This is a genomic window from Pseudoalteromonas peptidolytica (genome assembly GCF_012641745.1).
In the GTDB taxonomy this organism is placed as follows: domain Bacteria; phylum Pseudomonadota; class Gammaproteobacteria; order Enterobacterales; family Alteromonadaceae; genus Pseudoalteromonas; species Pseudoalteromonas peptidolytica.
This window is the reverse complement of the sequence record NZ_WEHZ01000001.1, coordinates 228,341-253,187: the sequence shown is the minus strand read 5'-3', so window position 1 is coordinate 253,187 and position 24,847 is coordinate 228,341. Positions and strand designations below refer to the sequence as shown.

The 24,847-nt window shown below is 42.7% G+C and carries 17 protein-coding genes; 7 read left to right on the top strand and 10 right to left on the bottom strand.

The annotated features are described in order from the left end of the window. Positions 1 to 513: 513 nt before the first annotated feature. Positions 514 to 2,634 carry a tetratricopeptide repeat protein gene (locus F9Y84_RS01100; RefSeq protein WP_244297288.1) on the bottom strand — a complete coding sequence of 707 codons (2,121 nt, stop codon included), beginning with the start codon at positions 2,632 to 2,634 and terminating at the stop codon, positions 514 to 516. Positions 2,635 to 2,768: 134 nt separating this feature from the next. After that, a complete protein-coding gene (locus tag F9Y84_RS01095; protein ID WP_147390295.1) occupies positions 2,769 to 4,289 on the bottom strand; it encodes a CYTH and CHAD domain-containing protein in 1,521 nt (506 codons plus the stop codon). 298 nt (positions 4,290 to 4,587) lie between these two features. Here F9Y84_RS01095 and F9Y84_RS01090 point away from each other — a divergent pair, with 298 nt between their 5' ends. Then, the gene (locus F9Y84_RS01090) at positions 4,588 to 5,199 is read left to right on the top strand and encodes a TIGR04211 family SH3 domain-containing protein (protein WP_225740757.1); all 612 of its coding nucleotides are present in this window, start codon (positions 4,588 to 4,590) and stop codon (positions 5,197 to 5,199) included. A gap of 145 nt (positions 5,200 to 5,344) precedes the next feature. On the opposite strand, the gene F9Y84_RS01085 is transcribed toward F9Y84_RS01090, so the two are convergent. The 5 genes from F9Y84_RS01085 to F9Y84_RS01065 all read right to left on the bottom strand — a co-directional run bounded on the left by F9Y84_RS01085 (position 5,345) and on the right by F9Y84_RS01065 (position 12,603). Continuing rightward, positions 5,345 to 6,004: an outer membrane beta-barrel protein gene (locus F9Y84_RS01085; RefSeq protein WP_147390294.1), complete on the bottom strand. Its 660-nt coding sequence runs from the start codon at positions 6,002 to 6,004 to the stop codon at positions 5,345 to 5,347. A gap of 197 nt (positions 6,005 to 6,201) precedes the next feature. Then, positions 6,202 to 7,632 carry an alanine/glycine:cation symporter family protein gene (locus F9Y84_RS01080; protein ID WP_147390293.1) on the bottom strand — a complete coding sequence of 477 codons (1,431 nt, stop codon included), beginning with the start codon at positions 7,630 to 7,632 and terminating at the stop codon, positions 6,202 to 6,204. A gap of 45 nt (positions 7,633 to 7,677) precedes the next feature. Then, positions 7,678 to 8,589: a citrulline utilization hydrolase CtlX gene (gene ctlX, locus F9Y84_RS01075; protein WP_147390292.1), complete on the bottom strand. Its 912-nt coding sequence runs from the start codon at positions 8,587 to 8,589 to the stop codon at positions 7,678 to 7,680. Positions 8,590 to 8,673: 84 nt separating this feature from the next. Continuing rightward, entirely contained in the window at positions 8,674 to 10,050 is a 1,377-nt protein-coding gene (locus F9Y84_RS01070) for an alkaline phosphatase PhoX (RefSeq protein ID WP_147390291.1), read from the bottom strand. 135 nt (positions 10,051 to 10,185) lie between these two features. Beyond that, positions 10,186 to 12,603: a TonB-dependent receptor gene (locus F9Y84_RS01065; RefSeq protein WP_147390290.1), complete on the bottom strand. Its 2,418-nt coding sequence runs from the start codon at positions 12,601 to 12,603 to the stop codon at positions 10,186 to 10,188. Between the two features lie 66 nt (positions 12,604 to 12,669). Here F9Y84_RS01065 and F9Y84_RS01060 point away from each other — a divergent pair, with 66 nt between their 5' ends. The 4 genes from F9Y84_RS01060 (at position 12,670) to F9Y84_RS01045 (ending at position 18,198) form a co-directional block, all read left to right on the top strand. Continuing rightward, positions 12,670 to 13,161: a Fur family transcriptional regulator gene (locus F9Y84_RS01060; protein WP_147390289.1), complete on the top strand. Its 492-nt coding sequence runs from the start codon at positions 12,670 to 12,672 to the stop codon at positions 13,159 to 13,161. A gap of 11 nt (positions 13,162 to 13,172) precedes the next feature. After that, the gene (locus F9Y84_RS01055) at positions 13,173 to 14,507 is read left to right on the top strand and encodes a dihydroorotase (RefSeq protein ID WP_147390288.1); all 1,335 of its coding nucleotides are present in this window, start codon (positions 13,173 to 13,175) and stop codon (positions 14,505 to 14,507) included. A gap of 285 nt (positions 14,508 to 14,792) precedes the next feature. Beyond that, complete coding sequence (folE2, locus tag F9Y84_RS01050; RefSeq protein WP_147390287.1) at positions 14,793 to 15,713, top strand: GTP cyclohydrolase FolE2; 921 nt, start codon at positions 14,793 to 14,795, stop codon at positions 15,711 to 15,713. A 340-nt stretch (positions 15,714 to 16,053) separates the two neighbouring features. Beyond that, a complete protein-coding gene (locus F9Y84_RS01045) occupies positions 16,054 to 18,198 on the top strand; it encodes a M3 family metallopeptidase (protein WP_147390286.1) in 2,145 nt (714 codons plus the stop codon). A gap of 271 nt (positions 18,199 to 18,469) precedes the next feature. On the opposite strand, the gene F9Y84_RS01040 is transcribed toward F9Y84_RS01045, so the two are convergent. The 3 genes from F9Y84_RS01040 to dinB all read right to left on the bottom strand — a co-directional run bounded on the left by F9Y84_RS01040 (position 18,470) and on the right by dinB (position 22,923). Next, positions 18,470 to 20,002 (bottom strand): M17 family metallopeptidase, encoded by a 1,533-nt coding sequence (locus tag F9Y84_RS01040; RefSeq protein ID WP_147391083.1) that lies wholly within the window; start codon positions 20,000 to 20,002, stop codon positions 18,470 to 18,472. Between the two features lie 69 nt (positions 20,003 to 20,071). Then, positions 20,072 to 21,757 (bottom strand): carbon starvation CstA family protein, encoded by a 1,686-nt coding sequence (locus F9Y84_RS01035; RefSeq protein ID WP_147391082.1) that lies wholly within the window; start codon positions 21,755 to 21,757, stop codon positions 20,072 to 20,074. Between the two features lie 110 nt (positions 21,758 to 21,867). Beyond that, positions 21,868 to 22,923, bottom strand: coding sequence for a DNA polymerase IV (gene dinB, locus F9Y84_RS01030; RefSeq protein WP_444980666.1), 1,056 nt, complete (start codon positions 22,921 to 22,923; stop codon positions 21,868 to 21,870). Positions 22,924 to 23,144: 221 nt separating this feature from the next. Here dinB and F9Y84_RS01025 point away from each other — a divergent pair, with 221 nt between their 5' ends. After that, on the top strand, positions 23,145 to 24,197 hold the full coding sequence (locus tag F9Y84_RS01025) for an aldo/keto reductase (RefSeq protein WP_147391080.1): 1,053 nt from the start codon (positions 23,145 to 23,147) through the stop codon (positions 24,195 to 24,197). A gap of 81 nt (positions 24,198 to 24,278) precedes the next feature. Beyond that, the gene (locus F9Y84_RS01020; protein WP_147391079.1) at positions 24,279 to 24,791 is read left to right on the top strand and encodes an NUDIX hydrolase; all 513 of its coding nucleotides are present in this window, start codon (positions 24,279 to 24,281) and stop codon (positions 24,789 to 24,791) included. Positions 24,792 to 24,847 lie beyond the last annotated feature (56 nt).

Genomic DNA, 24,847 nt, shown 5'->3' with positions numbered 1-24,847 from the left:
TCGCTCCTACATTCAGTCTATAAACTCTGGTAGGAGCCACTTTATGTGGTGAGATTTTATTAAATCGCGATGTAAAATCGCTCCTACATACAGTATGTAACTCAGGTCGGCACCGCTTTATGTGGCGAGACTTTACTAAATATCGCGATGTAAAATCGCTCCCACATGCAGTGTATAAACTCAGGTTGGCGCCACTTTATGTGGTGAGATTTTATTAAATCGCGGTATAAAACCGCTCCTACATATTATGTATAACCTCTGGCGGGAAGCTGCTTTATGCGGCGAGACTTTACTAAATCGCGATGTAAAATCGCTCCTACATATTATGTATAACCTCTGGCGGGAAGCTGCTTTATGCGGCGAGCTTTTGTGCTATATCGCGATGTAAAATCGCTCCTACATTCAGTCTATAAACTCAGGTCGGAGCCACTTTATGTGGCGAGACTTTACTAATTCGCGATATAAAATCGTTCTTATCTGTACTACCTAGCTCTAGGTAAAGATAGGCTAACATTACTCACAAGGTATAATAACACTCACTTTCAGCCCGCCTAATTCGCTGTGCGCTACTGTGATATTGCCACCGTGCAATTCAACCAACTTTTGGCAAATGGATAAACCCAGACCTGAACCACCAAGATCTCGACTACGAGACTTATCACACCGGAACAAGCGCTCAAACAAACGCCCTAAAGCTTCATCGTCCACTCCAGGACTTGAATCTTCAATAACACAGTAGAGTTGCTGATTTCGATAGCCAATATCCACGGAAACTTCACCTGGCTTGTCGGTATAATTTACGCTATTGCGAGCTAAGTTATTAAATACTTGCGCCAGCCTTGTTACATCAATGTCGATTTCCAGATCGTCTGGAAGTTCAATATTGGCGTTAAATTCAAGCCCTTCATCCGTCACAAAATCATCAATATCTTCTACAAAGCCAATAAACGCTTGTTTGGCATTGGCACGCTCTAATGCCAGATTAAGACTGCCAGTATCGGCCTGCGCAAGTTCGTAAATATCTTTGATTAAAGTGTTAAGCGTATCGAGGCGGCGGTTAAGCACTTTGTAGCTCTGCTTTGGGTTTTCCACCAAATTATGTTCCAATGATTCAATATGTAGTTTAAGTACAGTAAGCGGCGTTCTCAATTCGTGGGATATATCAGCAAGAAGTTGCTGTTTTAAATCCAAAGCTTTGTTGAGTAATTGTTTTTCCAGCTCCAGTGCACGACGTTTGTTTCTCGCTAGTAATAAAAACGCACTCAAGAAAATAATTAAAACACCGACTCCGGCTGCCGTAACAATTTGCTGGATGCGCTGCTCGGCAAGCTCAACCTCACGTTGTGTTTTTAGACTCTGTAACTCAAACTGGTTTTTCTGATACTCTGTATCCAATTGATAAGCAAGCGCTTTTTGGCTAGCTTCTTTTTCTAACTGAGAGATCTTGGATTCGGTATATTGCAACTGATAGTTAAGCGCGGATTCAAAGTCACCTTGTGCACTATAAGCGTCTTTTAAGACACGCAATGCGGTTTCTTTGAGGCCAAGATATGCTTCTTCTTCAGCAACGATCTGCTTCATGCTTTCAATAAAAAATTCAGCACGCTCTGGCAACACAATTTGTGCATACGTTGTCATCGTTTCTTGATAAAGAACTTTACTTTGGATAGGGTCGATAAGCTCAAGTGCCTGCTCAACAAATGCTTTGGCTTCTGTTTTGTTGCCTTCTTTGAGTTTAAGCTCAGCAAGGTTGCTCTTGGCCCAACCTTGATTTCTGGTATGTTTATGAGACTCGAAAATTTCGTAAGCCTTTTCAAACGATGCTTGCGCTTCATCAAAGCGCTTAAGTTTGATTTGCTCACGACCGATACGGATCAAGGTATAAGCCGAGTAAACTACAGCTCCACTTTCAAGGTCGTAATTATAGGCTGTTTGATAGGCTTGGAGGGACTTCTCGTGATCCCCAATCACCTGATGGGCTCCACCTAGGTTATAGTAAACTTGGGCAAGTAGTGCCGTATTTTGTTGTTGTTGGCTTTTCAACACCGCAATGGACTGCTGCAATAATTTAAGTGCTTTATCTGGTAAAGAAAGGTCGGAATAAACGTCAGCTAATTGCGTGATAGACGAAACCTGTAAATCCGCAAACTCATATTTTTTTGCCACTTCAATCGATAACTCATAACTCTCTATGGCATCTTTATAACTACCATTATTTTTGTAAGCACCCGCACGGAACCGATAAGCATGGCATAACAACCGATGCATATTAAGTGCAGATAGCTGAGACACAGCTAAGTCTAAATAGCTAATCGCATCGCTGAACTTCCCCTCTTTGAGCATGAGGTCCCCATAGGTCAACGAGTACTTTGCCTCATATTGTGGCAAATGATACGTAAGCAATATTTGCTTGAAACGCTCAGCCCAGCGGTGCGCATCCTCTAATTTAAAATCATTTTTTAATGCGACGGTTACTTTATGGTGTACCTCTGCTATTTCTTCAGGCGCAAGAGTCGATTCAAGCACCAAATCAACTTTTTGCAGAGCTTGCTCACGAGTTTCTTTTTGCTGAAGCTCTTTGATGAAAACTTCATATAAACGTTCATTTGCTTGACTAAATGGTGCTAACAACACACATATCCAAAGCAAAGTTATTTTAATATATGACACCATTTTGCCTTTTTAATTGTCGCTCAAGTCGGTTTAGTTTAAAGGGAGTAGGCATGACAGTACACATTAAAAAAAGCGGGTTGCCCCGCTCTCTTTAATCAACACCAATAAGGTTCAGATAGCATTGAAGATTGCCGGCTTTGTTCCATGGCACTCACTAAAAAATCAGATTTTTGTTTTAGCCACACTTGTACTTCTTGTAATGCGTCAGAATTTTGGTTTTGGCAAAGTTGATGCAAATAAGTCAAGGTTTCAAGTTCATAGATGCCATACACCACATCGATCCATGGCGTTCTAAATGCTTTGCGTGCTTCTTTATCGTAAAGTTTGCCTAGGCAATTGCCACTAAGCAGCGTGTTTTCTAGTTTTGCTCTTACTTGTAAGTAATCATATTCTGATAGCGTTTTTTCTTGCGGCAACAGGCTTTTCAACGCTTGCCAATCTTTATCGAAAAGTTGATTAGCAATATCAGTAACTGGCAGCTGCGCTGCGCTCAGTGCCTTTTGATCCCAATTTTTACGCCAAGCTCTATCAACCAACCAGCGCGTCAACGAGAGGATCAACCGGTTATAACGGGTACAATGAAATAAGTCTTCAATGTCCGTCGGTGTTGGCTGTACATCCTGTAAATCGGTGATCACATGAGCTAACTCAGGAAATTGATTTAGCTTTTTATAATAAGCATGACGCTTTGAAGTATAAGTTTTAAGGTGGATGGCATTCTCAACCCAAGCCAACTCTGACAACAACCACTTCAACTCATTGCGAATACTCTCAGTTAAGCTTTTATCCACGATATCATCAAATAGCCAAAACGCATGACGAATAAGTGAGATGCCATCAATGACTCGCTTAAGTGTTTTTAAGCTCGGTTTGTTGAAATAACACTGTTCATGCTTTTGTACAAATTGGATCCCGTAGCTTACCGTCGCGATGAGTGCTTGCTCTTGCGTCGCTTGAGATTTAAGAGGTACAAAACCTATAAATTTATTTGGTTTCAGCGGCTTGTCGTCCGCTATTCGATAGCCTCTAGCTGCTTTAGAGTATAACCCTAAGCGCATGCCTGCTTGTTTTATCAGGTGATCAGCCAAAAGAAATAAATCCTCTTTATTTCCCTCAATTAATTCTATCTCGAGCTCATTGATTGGCTCAATTTGGCCGTTCGCGGCGATCTCGCCTTTATCTAATACCGCTTCTATCTTAGTACCAGAATCCGTCTCCAATAGCCATGTACGACGAATAAAATTAGTACTGAAGATCGGGAATATATTCTGCGCAATGGATTCCAACTGCATGCCATGAGGCCAAATGTTAGCATCAAAAGCATGTAAGTCTGGACGCCCTGACTGAATAGGTAAGTTATATTCAGGCCGCTGATGTAACCCACCAACAACCTCTCCTGCAAGTTTAATTGTTTGTTCACACTCATCGTTACAACAACGAGTTCTTAAACCAATATCTAGCGCTCGTAATTCACGATTGGGCGTATCAAAGTAAGCATTCGTTAAATTTTTAGCGGGTTTGTTGGTGACCGTTTTTGCAAACTGTGTGAGAAGTGCAGGGATCAGCGGAACTTCATTATCTGAAACCAAGAATTTCAGTTCTATTTCAGTGTCCATTAGGGCAGTGTTTTACCTATTTGTCTACGGGAAGATCAAAATATACAAAGGAAGCCGAGTTTGCAATCTTTTTATCTGATGAAAATCCCGCTAAATATGTGCTAAATCAACAAATAGTTTGGATAAATTCGCTAAATGTCGGGATTTTTGATACGTAAGCTTAGCTCTCACGCTTTAGTAATTTCCAGTATGTAATCAATTATTTCGGCTTATTCAAAATAAACAAAGCCTTGCTATTAAGCTGTGAAATCCCTACTATTTTGTAAACTTTACCACCCTAAGAATAAAAGGCCCACGCATGTTCAACCTTAAGCAATTTATCATTGCGAGCCTGCTCTTAATAAGCTTTACCATTTTTGCTGAAGAGCCTGCCGACACTACCCCAGCAAACCCACCGCAGCCAAATGGCTATATAAGTGACAATCTTTATATTTTCATGCACACAGGTCCAAGTAAAAATTATCGGATTTTAGGCTCTGTGGATGCAGGCACACCAATCACTATACTTAGTGGCGCTGAAGATGGATTTGTCCAAATTAAAGATGACAAGGAAAGAGAAGGCTGGGTAGAGAGTAAGTTCATTACCACTGAGGCCGGACTAAAACAACAGCTTGAGAACCTGAATCAAACGCTGGTTGATACTCAAACAGCACTCAATGACGCTCAGCAACAACTGCCCATCTTACAACAAAATAATACCAATTTACTTGCCGAAAACGTAGCGTTACAAGAGACCATTTCCGGACTTGAACAGCAACTTCAAGATGAACGCTTGTCACAGCAGCAAAAAGTCCAAAAAGAACAGCACCAGCTGCTGACTTACGGAGGTATCATCGGGATTAGTGGCATCATTATCGGTGTGATCCTGACACTATTTTTATCTCGTAGAAAACGCTACGATGGCTGGTGATAGCTAATCATCGCTGGGTTTGGGTAATCTCATCATTGAGAAGAGCCCAAACCCGATTACCAAAATAGGTGATACAAAACCAATCAATTTGACCAATTTTAAATAGATCCCTGACGCTAATTGCTCAGCGAAGTGAATCTGCGGTTTAAAAAGCCCAACCGAGCACTATGGATAATTCGTGTAAATTATGCTCATACTTAACGTTGCCCCCATAGTCATATTCTTGCGACTCTTTAATATTTATAAGGGCGTATTCTAAACCTGCATAGAGATTGTCTGTAAGTTGATAATTAAATCCTACAGCAGTATAAATATCATTACCACTATCACCTGAGCCGGTATTATCTGGAGAAACTAATTGTGCGGGGAGCACATCTTTGTATTTCCAGTGTGCAATTCCCACTCTTATATTCGCATTAACTTTGTTAGACAACGCTATCTTACCCTTAACTCCAAGTCTTAGAGATTCAGTATCAATAGGCAAGACAACGTTATATGAAGTTGTAAAGGGACCCTCATTACTTCCAGGGATTGTGGTAGACCTATGAACTGTATATTCGGCAGGTGCTTCCCCATGATAGTGTTTAGAGATTTCAAGAGCTAACTGCTCGGTAAGCTCGAAACCCAGTCTAAGTCCAAATGAATCAGACATGGCAGATGACGCGCGCTTACTTCCGTCAAAGTCGTCCTTCGCATAAAGTTCATTATTGGCTTTACCAATAAGTGCTTCTGAGTATACGTTGACCTCAGCTTCTGCATAAATAGGTAAGGATAGTAATACCAATCCAAATAGTTTTATTTTCATTATCACATCAAAATTCACAGATTAAAAAAAGAGCAATATTTAATTTAAAATATTGAAATAAAAAGCGCGCGGCAGTATACAATGAATATAAAAAAATTAAATAGAGTAGATGATAGAAAATATAACGACACTTTTACTTCAAAACTCCTGTGAATAAACTGAGGTAAAAAACCCTCCATAACCCTTCTTTCAACGTTTTAAGCTGAGTGATTCTCACGACTATTATTCCAAACTCCTGACTCGGTTACTCCTTGTATTTTTACCTTTTTGGTGTCAAATACCGGTGCTTTACCTTTCATACTTTGACTATGGTAATCCGTTGTAACCGCCAAAATAGTAGGCGTAAGGCGGACAATCGCGATGACGTTAACTACGGTCATTAACCCTAGTGCAATGTCAGCTAGATCCCACACTTGCTTAAGTGTCGCTGAGGCGCCCCAAAGCATCATACATAAGTAACACGCGGTATAGATTGAACGACCAACTTTATTATCTAAATGGAATAAATGTAAGTTACTTTCAGCGTAGGCATAATTTGCTACTACGGAAGTAAAAGCAAATAAAGTGATTGCTGCCGCGACAAAATACACGCCCCCTGCGGCAAAGTGGGATGTCATCGCAGATTGTGTAAGGCGTATACCTTCCATCTCACTGCCGATATCGATATCGGCTAAGAGAATTATCACAGCGGTACAGCTACATAGTACGATTGTATCAAAGAAGACCCCTAGCATTTGAATATAACCTTGAGTCACAGGGTGGTTGGGTATCGGCGTCGCACTGGCTGACGCGTGCGGCACACTTCCCGCTCCAGCCTCATTTGAATAAAGGCCGCGCTGAATGCCATTTTTAATGGCTGCACCAAGAGCGCCAGCTCCCGCTTCTTGCAAACCAAAAGCACTGCGCAAAATATCTAACAGCATGCCCGGCACTTGCGAGTAATTTATCACTGTGATGACGATGGCAACGAGCACAAAGACTAATCCCATTACGGGCACCACTTTTTCGGCAAATCTAGCAATCGCTTTAAAGCCACCAAGGATGATTGCACCTGCAAGTACAGTGATCACAATACCCGAGTACCCAGTTGGGATATTAAATGCGTAATTAAGCGCGTCGGTAATGGTGTTCGTTTGCATTGCGCTGAAGGTAAAGCCGTAGCCCAAAAACAAACACAGTGCGAAGCATATGGCCAGTGCCCTACTACCTAGCCCCATTTGAATATAATAGGCAGGGCCCCCTCTAAATTCGCCTTGACTATCACGTACTTTATAGACTTGACCAAGCACACTCTCAGCAAAACCGGTTGCCATCCCCAAAATAGCTATCATCCACATCCAAAATATAGCGCCACTACCGCCAAGAGAAATAGCGACCGCCACACCTGCCAAGTTCCCAGTACCGACCCTTGCGGATAGCCCGGTACATAATGCTTGAAAAGAACTGATATTATCTTTATCGCCTTTGCTACTGCCTTTTAATAGGCTAAACATGTGGCGAAATTTAACCACTTGTATTCCTCGCAAAAGAATAGTGAACCAGAACCCTGCAAATAACAGGATATAAATAAGTATCTGGCCTTCTCCCCATAAGAGCCCATTGATACTCTTAACTGCACTTTCAAACATAGGCGGTTCCTATTTTATTATTATTTGCCATTTATCTAGTATTTTTTAACGGTTATTTAAATGGACTCCAGCAATCATACAACGCACCGAGCCACCTGCGGCTTCAATTGTCGGTATATCAATAGCAACTAGCTTAGCTGACTCTTCAATGACAGTAATTTGCTCTGGTAATAGCGCCCGATAAGCCGTAGTAGAAAGCGCAAGTATGCGACCGGTGCTCCCTTGCAACTCAATCGCGTTGCCACAAAAATGTTGGATTTGCTCATAAGATAGCTCAATTAGCGTGTGACCGCTTTGCGTTAAACAGGCAACAAGTTTTGTCCGCTGATGTTCAGGCACCATATCTAGACATATCATGGCGAAGTCGGTCGCAACACACATTAAGACATTAGTGTGATAAACCGATACTTGGTTTTTATCATAGGCATTAAATATCTCGGCTTGTAGCCCCAATTGCTGACAAACCTGATTAACTAAATCTGTGTTGGTGCGCTTAGACTCTACCGCATAGGCCACTTTTGTTTGATGGTCGATAACCATTGAGCCGGTGCCTTCAAGGAATATTTCTTCAGCGGTTAGATGACTATAGTCATTGATATTTGTCACCTGATACTGAGCACGTAAAAAATCGATAATGTCGCTGCGCACTTCAAGCCGTCGATTTGGTGCATACATAGGATAAATCGTCAATTGACCATCACTATGAGTCGAAAACCAATTGTTAGGAAATACTGAATCAGGAGTCTTCGTAGAGGTGTCCTCAAATAAGTGCACTTTCACGCCAGCTAATTCTAACGCGTGCACTGCGTTACTGACCTCAACATAAGCTCTATTGTTAGGGTTGTTTTCGCTACAAGCTTGCTGAAAAGCGTTATCTTGCATGGTTTGGGGGTTTGAAGTGAAATGGTGTGGGCGGATCATCACCACCGCTTGAGGTGCTTGGAATATTGTTGTCATACTGCACTCGTTATTTTGGTGTTGTCATATTCCTCACCAGTGTAACCACACCATAAGATAATTTAAATTGTCCAAACAAGTTAATTATGTACAGGATTCATTGAAGCACTCCCAAGGTCCAACAATCGCTAGTGTCGTAGTTGGTGAGTAGACATTGACAAATAACGTACCTCCATCTGGTGAAAAACAAGCGCCTGCAAGTTCAGTTTGCTTGGTTAATCTAGCAAAATTGTAAAGTTCACCATTTGGTGTCACTCCTCTTAGGTAGTTATTTACAATATCCGAGTACTGATCCTCACACACAATTAAATGACCTTTTGGTGATACAGTGAGATTATCACCAAAGTTATAGAGAGACTGGCTAGTGCTTTCCACAAATAAAGATAGCTTTCCTGGACTGAGATGTTCTTTTTCTGTCCCTTCAAATTCAGATGGCTGATATTTCATCACTTGCCCTAGCTGCTTTTTCCCACCATTGGTGCAGCAGAAATACAGTTCTTTTTCACCCCAATGGATCCCTTCACCTCGAGCAAATAACGCTGCTCCACTTCGATAAGCACGGATCCGTAAATCGTCTTTAGCACTTTGCGGGTCGTCCAAATCTATCCACTCAACGATAAACTCCTGATGAAGTGGCATCGCTTTTTTATTCCAATTTCGACTATCAAATTGCGGGCTTTCTTTCACAGCCAACGCTTGTAGTTTCCCGCCTTTGTGGAGCTTTGCTTTTTCGTTTGGAATAAAGCGGTAAAACACACTGTCTCCCCGGTCTTCCGTGAGATAAACAATACCTGTTTTGGGATCAACAGCAGCAGCTTCATGATTAAACCGCCCCATTGCTTTTAGAGGTTGTGGCTTAATTAAACCCTTTGCAGTCGCTGGTACTTCAAAAATATATCCGTGATCTTGTGTAAAACCATCATTTTTAGTTGCAGTTGTTTCTTCACAAGTAAGCCAACTCCCCCAAGGCGTTATTCCACCAGAGCAGTTGCGAATAGTGCCAACCAAGGATAAATATTCTTGTTCTTTTTGACGTGTTTTTAGGTTATAGACAATATGACTTGTGCCACCTGGAAGCGCGATGCCTGAGCCATTTGTATCAAAAGCAAGATCACTTTTATGTTGGCGAATACTATTATCGGCTTTTGCTAAATCTGTTGGTTTCAATTCATGATTGCGGATCAATGCAACCCGCTCTTCATCTAAAGCAATACAGCCCATACCATCGGCTTTATCTGGTACAGTAAAACCATCGGACATTTCATCCCCAAGGCTTGATACTATTTGATAACTGAAACCTTGGGGCAAATCGAGTAAGCCATTGGGGTCAGTGATCAACGGTCCATACCCAGCTATCATCGTGTTAAAATCTAATAGTGGCACTCTGCCAAATGCGCTTTTAGAAAGGCCAATAAATGCTAGGGTGCCTGCCCCCCTTAAAAACCCTCGACGTGAAACCATAATTTCCCCTGCTGATTGTGAATCGTGTCGGTAATAATCTAGTGCTACACATAGTTAAAATCTATGTTGTTGCATAACTCAGTGACTTATGTACCTGTATGGCTTTAGCTAACAGGTACATAATGATTGAGATTCTTAAAAATAGCCGCGAATACCAAGTGCAAAACTGCGACCCGGACGAGGACCAATATCTTTTAAAAATGAGCTATGTACTCGAGCTTCTGTATCCGTTAGGTTACTTCCCCTAAGATAAATAGAGAGATCTTGATTGAACACCGAAAGATCATAAGAGATGCTAGCATCAACTAGGGTATAACCGTCGGTCGTGGTTTCTTCTGGTGCAATCCGGTCCTGCTCTTGATATCGAGTAATATGGATATGTGCACTGAGGTTATCCGTCTGATAACTAAACTGCGACCCAAAGCGCAGAGGTGGTGTACGAGGTAAATCGCCGCCTTCTTCTAACCTGGCACGCACAAAGTCTGAGAAAACATCAACTTTCAACTCGTCGGTCAATTGCCAAGCAACTTGCGCTTCAAAACCGTGCAAAACCACATCATCTGTCTTGAATAAATAAATAGGTAATTCGGAAGCATGATCGTGCTCATGTTCATGATTATGGTCGTGGTCGTGGTCGTGGTCGTGGTCGTGACTATGGCCGTTCTCGGCGTAAAACCCAGTTTCTATTTGATAGTAGTAGTTATCTACTTGGTTGTAAAAAGCATTAAAAATAAAGCCTATATCACCTTGGGTTTTTCGCACTGTAATATCAATATTGTGCGACTTTTCTAGCGCTATACCTTTCTCATCGAGTTCGAAATGACCGTGCTCATCCATTTTAAACAAAGCACCAACTTCATAAGTACTAGTTCCTATGTGCGGACCAAAGGAAAATAACTCCGATGAAGAAGGAGCTCGTTCAGAGTGTGAAACAGATAACCCAAGGTTATAATTTTGCGCAAAGTCCCATACAAGACCCGAAGATAAACTGACAGGGGTAAACTGATGCTCAACCGCATATACCTTTGTTGCTTCTGAGTCATGACCGATGTGGTCATGCATTTCAGTATCGTGCGAGTGGGCATCAATACTCGGTAAAGGCACATTACTTGCGGTGATCTCCACTTGCTCAATACGACCACCTAACTGCACTAAAAAATCACCAAATCGCCTTTCCTCCATTACCCCTATCGCAAGTGTTTGGGTATCAGATGGTGGCGTAAACGCCTCACTACCTTGAGCCTCAACATCACTGTGCTTGTAATGTAAGCTTACGCCACCAGTCCAAGCGGACAGAGGCTGATGTAGTAAATCAACTTTTAACTCATTGGTATCATTCTTAAATGTTGTTCCAACCATGCCGTGCTCAACTTCAGCATGTTCATACTCTGTAAAACCAGCACGCACATTCACTTTATCAAGCCAACCTTTGTTAAACTTGTACTCGCTTAATAGTTGCACTTTTGTTTGTGTTAAGTCGGCAAAAACCTGCTCTTCAGCCTCATTATGTGCTTCTTCATCACCATGCGTATGCCCCGGAATGCCGTATTTGCGGTTAAATTTCTCAACAGCCACACCGACATAACCTTGATCAAATAAGTAACTTGAGCCAACAGTAAAACCATCAGACTCTTCAGCACTATTTGCTACTTTATAGTGATGTTCATCATTGTCATTCCCTTCACTATGCTCATGAATTTCAGCAGGAACAGGTACTTCGTAATCATTAGATTCTCGCCAGAATGCATCAACATATAAGGCCACAGAGCCAATACCCGATGTCGCATTAAACGAGGCTGTATTTTGGTCATCAACAGAGTTACTTTCCAGATTCCATTCTCCGCGAGTTGTATTATCGGTTGGCACTCTTGTATCGACAACGTTAACCACTCCCCCAATCGCACCACTACCATAAAAAAGAGTTGCAGGTCCCCGCAACACCTCGATTTGTTGAGCCGTTGAGGCTTCGGAGGCGACTGAGTGATCAGGACCAACTCTAGATACATCACTGACATCTAATCCATTTTGCGTCACCAACACTCGCGGGCCACTCAAACCTCGAATAATTGGTGTACTCGCTACTTTGGCGTGAAAATTTGTATTGACGCCAGGCAATTTTTCTAAACTATCCCCTAGCGTAGCGGTTTGTTGTCGACGCAATGTTTCACCTGACAAAACACTAACTGGAACCGCAGATTCCATCGCCGACATATGTACAGGAGTAGCAACAATATCTATAACTTCTATTGGAGAGCGATTTAACACTAGCATTGCGTTTTTAACGCCACCTTGATCCAGAGTGAGCACCTTATGCAGATGAGCAAAACCAGATGCTCTTACATGAATTTGTTTATTTCCAAGCCCAACACCCGAAATTTGAAAATGACCATTGTTATCTGTGAGTACTCGAATATCAGTTCCTTCGACCTCAATTGATGCATTTGCAATCCCTTTACCAGCTTTATTGACGACTGTACCTTCTACGGACTTTGCTACAAGGCTTGGTGGTAACAGTGCAGCAACGAGCAAGGATATTGTTGATAGTTTAGACATAACGACTCCAATAAATGTTATATTGTATCAATTATGCTTGATATGTTATATTGTATCAATAGTTGAATGAATTATGTCGTCATTGCCGTGAACAAAACTCAACGAAATTTTATTCTCAAACAGGCTCAAGCAAAATGCCAATCGTTAGGGCTGCGTTTAACTGAAAAACGACAGGGCGTGCTTGAAATATTATTGCAAACAGTCGAGCCGCTATCAGCGTATGAACTTACTGACAAATACAATAAAAGCACCAACTCTCCTATTCTAGCAATGTCCGTGTACCGCATTCTTGAATTCTTAGAATCAGTCAATCTGGCACACCGGATCCATTCTGCAAATAAATATATAGCCTGTAAGAGTCTAGATGGTGCGTGCCATCACCATCTATCCGTGATCTTAGTCTGCAAATCCTGCCATCAAATAGAAGAAATAGATTCTGTTCAAGAGGCTGCCAAGCATCTATTTAAAGCGGTAGAAAGCACTGGATTTTCAGCTGCAAATGCACGCTTAGAGTTGCCTGGCTTATGTAACCTTTGCAAAGCCAAACTTGACAAATAGGTCCCTACAATATGAAAAGCACACTGATAAAAAATGCAATTGTGGTCAACGAGAATCAATCACAAGAATGTGATGTACTTATCGTTGATAACAGAATAAATAAAATTGAAAGTTCAATAACGGCACAGTCAAATGACTATATTGTCGATGCGACAGGTTATTTTCTACTCCCTGGAATGATAGACGACCAAGTACATTTCCGTGAGCCCGGCTTAACACAGAAGGGGAATATAGCCTCAGAATCCAGAGCTGCTGTGGCAGGTGGTATCACCAGCTATATGGAAATGCCAAACGTAAGCCCTGCGACTACAACCATTGAAGCTCTTGAACAGAAATACGCGATTGCGTCTAGAAGTTCGCTGGCAAACTATAGTTTTTACTTAGGGGCAACCGAAGATAATTTAGAACAAATAAAACGTTTAGATGCGAAGAAGTACTGCGGTGTTAAAGTTTTTATGGGGGCATCAACAGGCGATCTACTCGTTGAGCATCCACAAGCTCTCGACGCAATTTTCAGAGAAAGTCCCACCCTAATTGTCACCCACTGTGAAGATGGAAGAGTGATTGAAAAGAATTTATCCATGTGCATCGGACGCAGTGGCAGTTTAACAATTCAAGATCACCCCATCATTCGTGACGTCGAAGCGTGTTATTCATCCTCTTCGTACGCTGTATCTTTAGCGAAACAATATCGTAGCGATTTACATGTACTGCATATCACAACAGAAAAAGAATTGAGCTTATTCCCTTCAGGCGATATTCGCGACAAACATATTACGGCAGAAGCATGTGTTCATCATTTGTGGTTCAGTCAAGAAGATTATGCACTGCAGGGTAACCTAATAAAATGCAACCCAGCGATTAAAGCGAAAAGCGATCGTGATGCTTTGTTAGCAGCAGTGCGTAATAATCAAATAGATATTATTGCTACTGATCACGCGCCTCATACTTGGCAAGAAAAGCAACTCCCCTACCAGCAAGCACCTGCGGGTTTGCCTTTAGTTGAACATGCATTGTTAAGCTTGCTCGACCATGTGCATCATCAGCGTTTATCTATAGAGCAACTCGTTGAGAAGGTGGCACATAATCCAGCGTTAAGGTATCACATTGTAGATAGAGGCTTTATTCGTGAAGGATACTATGCTGACTTAGTGCTCGTGAACCCTCATCAAGAAACGCTCACTTGCCATCAGAAAACACACTATCACTGTGGCTGGACCCCATTCGACGGTCACCGTTTTTCAGCTAAAGTTTTAAAAACTTGGGTGAATGGCAGTCTCGTTTATGACGGCCAACAACCGCTTAATACACCCAAAGCCGCTATGCCACTAATTTTTAATCGCTAGGGCATGTTTACCTTTCAAGTTTGTTTTTGCAGCAGTTTGATTGGTATTTGTACAAGACAGAGCCTGCGTAGCATAGTTATTCTATGTGAGTCAGGCGAGAACACAGTAGAAATGCTAATCAAGCGCTGCCCTTTGGGTTCAGCTGAGTGCGCTTTGTTCATTGTTGCTCAACTTTTGCATAGATTACTAGGCGGCAAGTCGAGCGTCGCGACCAAAACACACTCAGGAGAACAAAAATCAAACAGCAAAGATCAACAGGCCCTAGAAACCTCACCGGAAATGACTATGACAGTATCTTTACCTGATGTTGCCTCTGGGCAGCTTGCAACAACAGCTTTACCGCTAAAGTGGGTCGGTATGGAAAAAATTGCCATACCTTTAGAAGTAGAAATATCAAGCACCTCTTACCAAAGGGTTAACGCTCTTGCAAATATTTTTGTTAGCCTTGATAAACCTGAGGCGAAAGGGATCCATATGTCCCGGTTATACATTCGCTTGAGAGAGATACTAAGTACGACTCCTTTGAATATTAAAACGATTGAAGCGTTATTAAAAGAATCGGTTCAATCTCAGCAAGGATTGAGCAACGCAGCCAAGCTTGAGTTACAGTTTGAAGTAACCATAGATAAACCAGCATTGTTGAGCGATCAATTCGGCTATCAAAGTTACCCTATCACGCTTAATTGTGAGTATATAAACTCAGAGCTTAGCTATGAGTTGTCACTTACTATTGCCTATTCAAGTACCTGCCCTTGTTCAGCGGCACTTTCTAGACAAGCATTAAGTGAAGAGATCGAAGAACAGTTTTCCCATGAGATGATTTCAAAACACGAACTAATGACGTGGATAACCTCTCTAAAAGGGAGCATTGCCACACCTCATAGCCAGCGTTCTTTCGCTTACGTAACAGTAAAACTAACAGAACGGATGTTACCCCTCATTCCAAACCTTATAAAAGCGCTAGAACAAACCATTGGCACGCCAGTTCAAACTGCGGTAAAACGCGAAGATGAACAGGCATTTGCGAAGCTAAATGCAGAAAATTTAATGTTTTGCGAAGATGCTGCGCGCAGAGTCAAGCAATTTTTAGAAACATGCCCTCAATTTATAGATTACTGGTTTAAGGTAGAGCATCAAGAAAGTTTACATGCTCACAATGCAGTCGTCGTTGATCATAAATTTCCAACACATCAGTTGTGCGGATAATCTCTTGTCTCACTTTAGGCTTGGATACACAAAAAGCTAACCGCTATTTTAGAGTTACCTTGTCTTATCTGAGAATTTTAGAAGTAGCTCCGCTAGGCGATTGAAGCGGTAATTTCGCCCGCTAGCAAGAGTAAGTATACGTATTAGAAGTAGATTTGAACGTAGTCAGAATCAAAGTTAACGGCTAGGAAGGCATTTACTACTCTACGTTTAGGCTACGCAAACAAACGGAACGTAAAACTGAAAATCGTTATAACACCATTATTATGCGATAAGTTGCAATATAAAACACAAGAAGCTGATATATTATAACATAACAAGCAATACAAGAAGAATGTTTATGAAAAAGACTGTCATCGCAGCTGCGATTTACTCCACACTGTTTGTCTCAGGTTGCTCTAATTATTCAACTGAGATGACATCTGCCGTCTCTGCAGAAACAGCTTATATAAATCCATTACTCAATGTCAGCACCTTGACCTATCAAACTCCAATGTTTGATAAAATAAAGGATGAGCATTTTATGCCAGCATTTACATTAGGAATGGCAGAACACCTTGAAGAAGTCGAAAGAATAGCAAGCAACCCAGCAACGCCTACGTTTGAAAACACCTTAGTTGCAATGGAAAAAAGTGGTGCACTGCTAAAGCGAACCAGTAGTGTATTTTTTAACTTAATAGGCACAGATAGCTCGGTAAAGCGTCGTCAATTACAAAAAGAACTAGCCCCAATGCTCGCAGAACACCGCGATAACATCAATTTGAACGCCGCATTATTTGGCCGTATAAAGTCGCTTTATGATAATCGTAACTCACTCGAACTGGACTCAGAATCAAAGCGTTTATTGGATGTTTACTACACCAACTTTGTGCGAGCTGGCGCAAAACTAAGTGCTGAAGATAAGGAGAAAATTCGCAAAATCAATGAAGAACATTCATCTCTAACTACCCAGTTTTCACAAAACCTATTAGCAGAAACGTCTGCCATATCAGTGATTGTTGATGATAAAGCCGCATTGGACGGTTTAACAGAAAGACAAATTCTTGCCACTAAACGCGCGGCTGAAGCAGCAGGACATAAAGATAAGTACTTAATAGGTATTACCAACACAACTCGTCAACCTATTTTAGCGTCTTTAACCAACCGAGCACTTAGGCAACAGATTTGGCAAGCTTCTGCTTATCGTGCTCAGTCAGGTGATAATGACAATACTCAGATTATCATCCGACTGGCACAGTTAAGGGCTGAAAAAGCAGCGCTGTTAGGGTATAAAAGCTGGGCAGACTACGGCCTAGAAAAGCAAATGGCTAGAAACCCTAAAGCAGTTTACGACATGCTTGGTAGCATGGTGCCGGCCGTTGTTTCCAACGTGGAAAAGGAAGCAGCAGATATTAAAACGCTTATTCAAAGCGAAGGGCACTCGTTCGACATCAAACCTTGGGACTGGGCATACTACGCTGAAAAAGTTCGTCAATCTCGTTATGACCTAGACGAAACAGAAGTGAAAAAGTACTTCGAATTTAATAACGTCTTAGAAAATGGTGTTTTTTATACCATGAATAAGTTGTACGGCGTAAGTTTCAAAGCTCGCCCTGACTTACCTGTATATCATCCAGACGTTAAGGCTTATGAACTATTCGATAACAATGGTGAAAGCCTCGCGATATTCTTTGCCGACTATTTTGCAAGAGAAGGTAAACGTGGTGGAGCTTGGATGAATTCATTTGTAGGGCAATCTGAGTTATTAAACCAAAAGCCTGTGGTTATCAATGTCATGAATATTGCAAAGGCACCTGATGGTGAGCCAACCTTTGTGAGCTACAATGAAGTGACAACTATGTTTCACGAAATGGGACATGGCTTACACGGGATGTTTTCTGACGTAAAATATCCGAGCCTTGCTGGAACCGCTGTTTCTCGTGACTTTGTTGAGTTTCCCTCAACCTTTGAGGAAGACTGGGCTGCACACCCTGAAGTTATCAGTAACTATGCAAAGCATTACCAAACCGGCGAGCCCATCCCAAACACACTGCTTGATAAAGTGATCCGCTCACGAACTTTTAATATGGGCTACGATACCTTGGAGTACATGGCATCTGCGCTCTTAGATATGGAGTGGCATACAATTTCCCCCGAGCATGCTCCCACTGATATCAATGAATTTGAACAAGCGGCACTGGAAAAGCATGGAGTCGCCCTCGATTACGTTCCACCGCGTTATAAATCAGCATTTTTTGCGCACTCTATGGGAGGCGGCTATTCTGCTGGTTACTATGCCTATATGTGGAGTGAAATATTAGCAGCCGACGCCTATGCATACGTGCAAAAGCTCGGTGGCCTTAAACTTGAAAATGGCGAAAAATATCGTAAACATATTTTATCAGTTGGTAACTCAAGACCTGTAATGGACTCTTACAAAGCATTCCGCGGAAAAGAGCCGACGACTGCAGCGCTTTTAAAGCGCAGAGGGCTAGATCCCAAATAGTCTTCTCTTTAATTTGACCCAACCAAAAAGGGAAGCTGCAATGCTTCCCTTTTATCAATCTTATACCAGTTGTATTAAGTAAATGATCTATCTTGATGCGGGAAAATAGCTTTAGTAGCACCGCTCTCGCGTCCTGCTACCGCTAAGGTACCTATATCCATATAGGCAAGGCAAAAATTTTGCTATTTAGTTGTTCTAAATGAGAAATTTTTAACGAAGCTAATATGCTATTTCACCCTTCAAATTGATTATAGAATTAATTCAATTGGTATTAAATACAATACCTTGCAAATAAGCTTGCTACGGTTGCAGCAGTTGGCTTGCCATGCTGCCAGTCTCCGCCTTCAACACCACTACCTGCAATATCCATATGTACATACGGAATTGGCAACTCGGCGTTACAGCCATGCTTGTCTAAACCACCAACAATTGCCAAAAATGCCATTGGGAATTGGTGACCACGAGCTGTCACGGCCGATGGTGCGTTGTTGCTCGATAGTACATCGTCTGCCAGGGTGCGTGGTTGGACAAAATCATAATCTTCGCGTCGGCTGCGGGACACTTCTGCGCAATCAGCCCACAGGTCTCCCATATCTGCAATCTTACGAGATACGTGTGCAGCTCGTGCAGGACCATTCTCAACGTAAGCACTGTAAGGACCCATAGCGCGTGCTGCATGACCTGTCAGTGTTGCAACTGTAAAGATCTCAGGGTTTTTCTCACCCAGAGCTAAGTCTTTCGCTTCGCTGAGCAAGTCGCCCATTGCCAAGCGACCTTCCGCATCGGTATTACCAATACGAACGCGAACCCCTTCCCTGCTCTCAATGATTTCATCTGGTACGAAACAGTCAGAACCAATCGAGTTACGAACCACGGCAAGGTAAGCAATAACCTTAACGCCTTTTGGCTGGTACTTAGCAACTGCTTCCATAAAACCAACCACTGACGCCGCACCACCTTTATCTCGGCTCATGCCTGCCATAAAGCCACCTACTTTAAGGTCGGCACCACCGGTATCGTAAACAAGACCTTTACCAACAAAAATAAGAGTACGCTCAATGTCCCCTTCTGGCTCGTATGCCATTTTTACAACACGAGGGTGATGGCGTTCAACGGCGTAAGACGCACGCGCCACAGTACTGAGTAGAGGATACTGCTGATCCATAATTTTGCGATCGGCGATGACTTCAACGCTTACCGCTGAACCTTGGAACAGCTCAACACAGTAGTCAGCAAAACGAGGCGGTGCCATGCGCTCAGGCTCGGTACCACATAAATCGCGTGCAGCATACTGACCAGCCGCGATTGCGCTCAGTTGATCGCAGCTTTGTGCTGACGCTTCAAAAACATAAATCGCCTCGATTGGCTCAATTGCATCGCCACGGTACTCACGAGCTTCTAATGGCTGCCATAAGCCTTGGCATGCACCTAAAAAGCTTACAGCACGAGCATTTTCGTAACGAGCATCGGCAGGCACATTAACAACAGCAAGCACAGGTTTTACAGCACCTGCTGCTTTTGCTTCTAAAATGCCGGCTTTTGCTGCCTCAAAGAAACGGCGCACATCATCATAATCTCTATCAAGTGGCCCAGTTGGTGCAATCACTAAACGGTTGCCCGGCACTTTGTCTGAAACAAGTAAGCTTGCCTTTTGAGCAATACGTGCATCAACGGCTAAAAATGGCGCCGCAACTTCGTCAAGCTGTGCACTGCCGAGATTTTGGATATCATGAGTAACAACAACGATAGCATCAGCATCGCTTTCAAATAAGGTGTTGCAAGGTAATGCAATTGGAAAAGACATAAAAACGGCCCTTTTCTATATTAGAATTAGGGCCGACTATAGGTGATTTATGAGTAAGTTCCAAGGGAACTACGACATATCACGGGCTTCATCTGGTTTTGCTTTGGTTTTGCTTATCACCGACCAAGCTTCTAACATCACCAAAATACTGACCACCAGCACGATAACGTCAAGCACAACCAACAGCCAGTTGCCTTTTTGATAGTATTCCCCTAGCTTGATCACACCAGCAAAGAACGCCATTACCAGTACGAACACCATTGGGATTAAAGTGTACTTGGCGGGACGCCCTAATTTGATAAGGTACACTGAGATAACCAGCAGAGTTAAGCTTGCCAAGATTTGGTTAGTCGAACCAAACAGCGGCCAAATCACCATACCACCACTACCCGATGCACCACCAGCGCCAAAGGCAAGTAACAAGCAACACCCTACAGCAAATAAAGTTGCGACAATACTGTTGTTCAAGAACTTGATGTTATAGATCTCGCCCCACTCTTGGATAATATAGCGCTGTAGCCTAACGCCAGAGTCCATCGTCGTGCCTGCAAAAAGAACAACCATAACCGCAAGTAGCGTCGATGCGATTTCAACTGGTAACCCCCAACCCGTACTGATAAGGTTTGAGCCACCATTAATGAAGGCTGATACGCTACCGGCACCAAGGTGACTATAAATTTCGTGCCACTCTTCTGGCGATACTGCGAGCATCACACCACTCACGGCGACCAAAGTGATCAGTGCTAATGAGCCTTCACCAACTGCTCCTAAGTAACCTACAAAACGGCCATCTTTTTCTTTGTCTAGTTGTTTAGAACTCGTTCCTGAGGAGACAATTCCGTGGAAGCCAGATACCGCACCACAGGCAATCGTTACGAATAGGAGCGGGATAATGCTAGGGGTATTTTCGACCGTATGGGTATTAAATGCCGGTGCAGTAATATCTGGCATCACCACAAACACCGCTCCAAATAATAAAACCAAGCCAACCAGCAACTGCATACCATTAATAAAATCACGTGGCTGTAATAACATCCACACAGGTAGTAATGATGCCACCGCTGCATACATAAATAAAATGATGATCCAGTTTGCTTTATCACCGAGGCCAAACATTTCGGTTGGTAAGGTAATCGGCATACTACTGCCCATATAAATGGTCGCGTAGAGCACAATAACTCCGATAATACACAGCGGCACTAGCGGCACTTTTCGTTTTAGCAATTGACCGATGATAAGCGCTACAACAATAGCCGACCAAGCTGGGAATACCGCATTAGGATTACCCACAAAAGAGTTTGCAATCACCACGCCGAATACTGCATTAACCATGAGCAGTACAAGGAAGACCACTATCATAAACAATGAACGAGTACGCTTACCGATGACGCTTTCAGACAGCGCCCCCATCGATTTACCTTTATGGCGAGCACTTGCCCATAGCGCGCCCATATCATGAACACCAGCAAAAAATATAGTGCCAAATACAACCCAAAGCACCGCTGGCACCCAGCCCCAATAAACAGCAATAGCAGGACCAACAATTGGTGCCGCACCTGCGACTGAAGTAAAGTGATGCCCCCATAGTACCACTTTATTCGTCGGTACATAGTCAACACCATCTTCCAATTCATGAGCTGGCGTGACAAAGTTGTCATCCATTTTAAAGATTTTTTCAGCAATAAATTTGGAATAGACAAACCATCCAAATAACATCCCTATAATGCCGAAAAGTACGATCATTATGGATTGCATAATGCTTACCTCTTGTTGTTGTTTTAATTACACGCACATTGCGTGATTAGTTTGTTCCACGACAACTTCGAAGCTAGCATAAAATAAATTATTTGCAGTTATCTTTTAGTCTAACCATCAAAAAGCCCAAGCTGTGCTTGATCACCCGGTTTTTCATTTAAACCAATATGCAACCCTATCAGACGAACTGGTTTAAATTTTTGCCGTGACATGGCTTCCACCAGCAGCTCTTCAAAAATGGCCAGATCAATATGTTGATATTGGCACTCTTTTGTAGTTTGGGTGAAATCGTAAAATTTCACTTTCACACCAAGCTTGTTAAATCCACGCGTTAGATAAGGCTGTGCTCGGCGTGTAAGCTCTGGCAAGAGCTTTTCTGTGATGACCTGCTTGAGCGTAGCTAGGTCGAGCGTATCTTCTGCAAAAGTAGTCTCAACCCCCACAGACTTGCGCACTCGGTCAGTCTCAACCCGACGCTCATCTATACCTTGGCAGCGTCGCCACAACACAGTGCCAAACTTACCAAATGACTGGCGTAATTGCGCTTCAGATAGCGCTTTAACATCACTCCCATATTCAAGCCCCATCGCAAGAAGCTTCTGTTGCGTCACTTTGCCTACACCAGGGATCTTTTTAAGGGGCAACGCATCAATAAAAGCGCTCACTTGGTGAGGTGGAATAACACACTGACCATTGGGTTTGTTTTCATCGCTGGCAATTTTAGCCAAAAACTTAATCGGTGCGATCCCAGCAGAAGCGGTTAAACCTGTTTCTTTGAATATGTCTGCTCGAATTTGTTCAGCAATAAGGGTCGCACTACCACAACATAGCTCGCAGTCTGTAACATCAAGATAAGCTTCATCCAAAGACAATGGCTCAATAAGCGGCGTATAGCGAGAAAAGATAGCTCGAATTTGCTGTGAAATTGCTTTGTATACGTCCATTCTTCCAGGGACTATGACTAGCTGCGGGCAGAGTTTTTTCGCTTGATAATTCGACATAGCAGAGCGCACCCCATATTGCCGGGCAATATAATTTGCCGTCGATAGTACCCCACGGTGACTTCGTCCACCGATAGCCATAGGTACTTTTGCAAGCTCTGGATTATCACGCATTTCTACCGAGGCGTAGAACGCGTCCATATCAATATGAATAAATTTACGCACGCCAAAACACTGTCTAAATAAACAGTATTTATTATGTGCTAATTTTGCAACTGTTGCAATCTTGAACATAGGTCACAATGATCTGGACTATACTTGTGTGGATGTCTGTTGCAAGTTGCACTGCAAAACAGAGATAATGCTAACAATATCAATACAGTTCAAAGCACTAGATCCGTTACTTTGGCTATATTTAATCATTCAGTAATTAATCAGGAGCCTGCATGAAGTACTCACGACTTGGTAGTAGCCCACTTGAAGTTTCACGCATTTGTCTTGGAAGCATGACTTGGGGCGTACAAAACAACCAGCATGATGCCGACGAGCAGATCAATTATGCACTAAGCCGTGGTATTAACTTCATTGATACCGCTGAAATGTATGCAGTTCCCCCATCACCAGATACCTATGGTAAAACCGAGGCTATCATAGGTAACTGGCTAAAACGCCATCAAGAAAAGCGCGAGAAGCTCGTTGTTGCAACAAAAATTGCAGGTGCTGGCTTACCTTGGATCCGTGAAGGTAATGCCATTACAGGTAAGGCCGTGATCCAAGCCGTAGACGATTCTTTAGCGCGCCTAAATACCGACTACATAGACCTGTATCAGTTACACTGGCCAAATCGCACCTCCCCGCACTTTGGTAAGCAATGGCCTGGTATGTTGCCACTCACAGCTCTTAACAGTGATGAAGAACGTGAGGGGATGTTAGATATTTTAGAGGGGCTAGCAACATGTATTCAAGCCGGAAAAATTAACCATTGGGGTCTTTCAGATGATACGCCATGGGGAATTCACACCTATCTTAACTTGGCCAAACAACACAATTTGCCAAAGCCTGTCTCTATTCAAAATGAATTTAGCTTGTTACACGCAAAGGATTGGCCATACCTCATTGAGAGCTGTGTGAACGAAGATATTGCCTATTTACCTTGGTCACCGCTTGCCAGCGGAATGCTAAGTGGTAAGTATTTAGGCGGCGCAAGACCCGAAGGCAGCCGCTGGACTTTGGTACAACGACAGGGCTTATTCAGAGACACGCAATTAGCTCAAGAAGCCGTTGCCAAATATGTAGACATTGCCAACGAATTCAATATGACCTCGGCTCAGCTGGCACTGGCATGGTGCAACCAAGTCGATGGCGTGACTTCAACCATAATTGGCGCTACGACCATGGCACAACTTAAAGAAAATATTCACGCGTTTGAAACTCCCTTGTGTGCAGAAGCCTTAGCAGAGATTGATACTGTATTCAAAGCGTATCCAGCACCATTTTAGACCATCCAATCGCGATACGCTGAGGCTTAGCGTATCGCCTTATCACACTATCCTTAATTATCTAGATTGAAGTTAAACCCCATGCAGAACCTTAATACTACTCCAGCCATTCCACTTCAGGGTACTTGTTTTACCAGAAAAACCGCTCGCGCTATCGTCCTTAGGGGTAGTGATATTTTACTGCTTTACACCAAGCGTTATGACGATTACACCCTACCAGGTGGTGGCGTCGACGAGGGTGAAAGCTTAGAAGCAGCATTGGAGCGCGAGCTAAAAGAAGAAACGGGTGCAGTATCCATCACAGGGGTGACGCCGTTTGGCCGCTATGAAGAGTACCGCCCTTGGTATAAACCCGATCATGACAATATACATATAATCTCTTATTGCTATGTTTGTGAGATTTGTGGCGAATTTGATACCCCTACCATGGAGGATTATGAACACGCCAATGGTATGAAACCGGTGTGGATCAATATAAACCAAGCCATCGCGCATAACGAAGCAAAACTCAATGATGCAAATAACAAAGGGATGTCCGTTTTACGTGAACTCACCTTGCTAAAACATATTTCCGCACAATTAGTCACAGATTAATTTGCCTATTGAGGGAACAATTAAGCCTTTATTAAACTCTAACTCCGCACGACTCA